The following is a 1,915-nucleotide window of genomic DNA, read 5'->3' as shown; positions in this document are numbered from 1 at the left end:
CGGCACGCGCGCGCTGAACGCGGCCCTCAAGGAGCGCCTGAACCCTGGCCCGGGACGGTTCGCCGGGTACGACCCGGGCGACCTGGTCGCCTACGCCCCCGCGCCCGGCCGCACGGTCCCGGGCCGGGTCGTGGGCGCCGACGCGGACGGCCTACGCATCACCTGCGCCGGCACCGCCGTCCTCGTACCGAAGGACCGTGTCGAGCAGACCCTGCGGCACGGCTGGGCGCTGACCGCGCACCAGGCGGCGGGCGCGCGCTGGCCGGCGGCGGTCGTGGTGCTGCCCGGGGACGCGGCGCAGGCGCTGTCGCGGGCGTGGGTGTACACGGCGTTCAGCCGCCCCGAGCGGCACCTGTCGGTCGTCCACGGCGTGGAACAGGCCCTCCCGCACGCGGTCGCCGAGGTCCTGCCGAAGCCGCGGACGACCCGGCTGCCGGTGCTGCTGCGCGGACAGGTGCCGGTGGCGGCGGGGTAACCAGCGGGGCAGTACGGACCGGAGCGCGCGAAGGGCGCGGAGGGAGAACCCCCGCGCCCTTCACCATGAGCACCCGCACCGCCGGCCTCTCGCGAGACCGCGCCGCGAACGCCCGCTACCGCCGGTCCGCGTCCAGCGGCTCCAGATCCTCCACGTCCTCCACATCGACCTCGTCGACATCGACCACGTCCACGTCATCGACCCCGTCGACGTCATCCACCTCGTCCTCCTCGAAGTCCTCGTCCTCCGACTCCTCGTCGAAGACCGCGCTGACGTCGAAGCGGCAGACGACCCGCTGGGGGTCGGCCTGGTCGAAGGGGGACTCCAGCCATTCGCCGGGGTCGGCCGGGTCGTCGGCGGCGACCACCCAGAGCGTCGAGTCGCCCTCCTCCAGGCCGAACTCCTTGTGCCGGGAGGCGATCTCGTCGGGCTCGTACTCGCCGAAGAGGATGCCGAGGGCGCCGTGGACGGTGCTCGCGGTGTCCTCGCCGCCGTCGTACTCGGCCGCCTCGACCCGCTGGGCCTGCGCGAGGAGCCGCTGGGGTTCGGCGACCGCGTAGTCGCGGCGGATCAGCACGCTCAGGGCGTTCGGCTCCTCCGGGCCCGCGTACGGCGGGAGGGAGTCGTCGGTGCCGGGGATCTCGAAGGGGGTGACCTCGTCGTACCGGTCGTAGAGCAGTTCGTCGTACGTCTCCGCCGCAGCGGCCAGTTCGTTGAACGCCTCGTAGACGGCCGGGTCGTCCTCACCCGACCGGCGTTCGACCGCGGCCAGGTGGCGGTCGAGCGCGGTCTTGACCGCCTCGGCGGCGGCGCGTACCTCGGCAGCGGTGGGCTGCGCAGCATCAGACATAGTGCAGACGCTATCCGTACGAGGCCCCAGCCCGCACAATAGATGCGATGCCGGAATACGAATTTGTCGACGTGTACGTACCGCGCGGGGTCTCCCGCAAGGAGGCGGCACGTCTGCTGACGGACCATGCCGAGTACGGTCACTGGGAGTTGCACCGTCTGAGCCTCATGCGGGACGGCAGCCGCAGGGTGCGGTTGCGGCGGCGGATCATCCGCCAGGTACGGGCCACGTGGTGAGCTGAAACGCAGACGAGGGGGACTAAGGGGACGAAGGGGACGGGCAGGACGACGGAGCGGGCCCCGCCGGGTCGGGGTCCGCTCCGTCGCGCTGTACGCGCGGGGTGATCCGTGTGGTCGGGATCACCCTCGCGTTTTCACGGCAGTTGACGTGTTCCGTGCCGCTTTGCCGTGGTTTTCGCGGCCGTTGCCTCAGCTTGGCCGAAGATCGCCGTCAGACGGACGTGTTCCTCCGGCGGTAGAGCAGCGCACCGGCGACGAGCATGCCCGCGCCGGCCGGGAGGGCGAGCCCCAGGGGGAGTTCGGCACCCGTGCTCGCCAGTTCCCCGGAGACGGTGGGGGGTTGGGCGGAGG

The 1,915-nt window shown here is 72.5% G+C and carries 3 protein-coding genes; 2 read left to right on the top strand and 1 reads right to left on the bottom strand.

Annotation, left to right across the window (positions count from 1 at the left end):
* Positions 1–475 (top strand): C-terminal helicase domain-containing protein (locus AOK24_RS34350; protein ID WP_159052080.1); only part of this gene is annotated, 475 nt, incomplete at its 5' end.
* 115 nt (positions 476–590) lie between these two features.
* On the opposite strand, the gene AOK24_RS34345 is transcribed toward AOK24_RS34350, so the two are convergent.
* On the bottom strand, positions 591–1,325 hold the full coding sequence (locus AOK24_RS34345; protein WP_055723914.1) for a hypothetical protein: 735 nt from the start codon (positions 1,323–1,325) through the stop codon (positions 591–593).
* Between the two features lie 47 nt (positions 1,326–1,372).
* Here AOK24_RS34345 and AOK24_RS34340 point away from each other — a divergent pair, with 47 nt between their 5' ends.
* Positions 1,373–1,561 (top strand): DUF5703 family protein, encoded by a 189-nt coding sequence (locus AOK24_RS34340; RefSeq protein WP_010350366.1) that lies wholly within the window; start codon positions 1,373–1,375, stop codon positions 1,559–1,561.
* Positions 1,562–1,915 lie beyond the last annotated feature (354 nt).

This window comes from Streptomyces niveiscabiei (assembly GCF_001419795.1).
GTDB classification, from domain to species: Bacteria; Actinomycetota; Actinomycetes; order Streptomycetales; family Streptomycetaceae; genus Streptomyces; species Streptomyces niveiscabiei.
The sequence above is the reverse complement of the archived record's forward strand: the minus strand, read 5'-3'. Positions and strand labels throughout refer to the sequence as shown.

Coding starts and splice junctions, on each gene's coding strand:
- AOK24_RS34345 (WP_055723914.1), bottom strand. CDS start 1,325: ATGTCTGATGCTGCGCAGCCCACCGCTGCCGAGGTACGCGCCGCCGCC.
- AOK24_RS34340 (WP_010350366.1), top strand. CDS start 1,373: ATGCCGGAATACGAATTTGTCGACGTGTACGTACCGCGCGGGGTCTCC.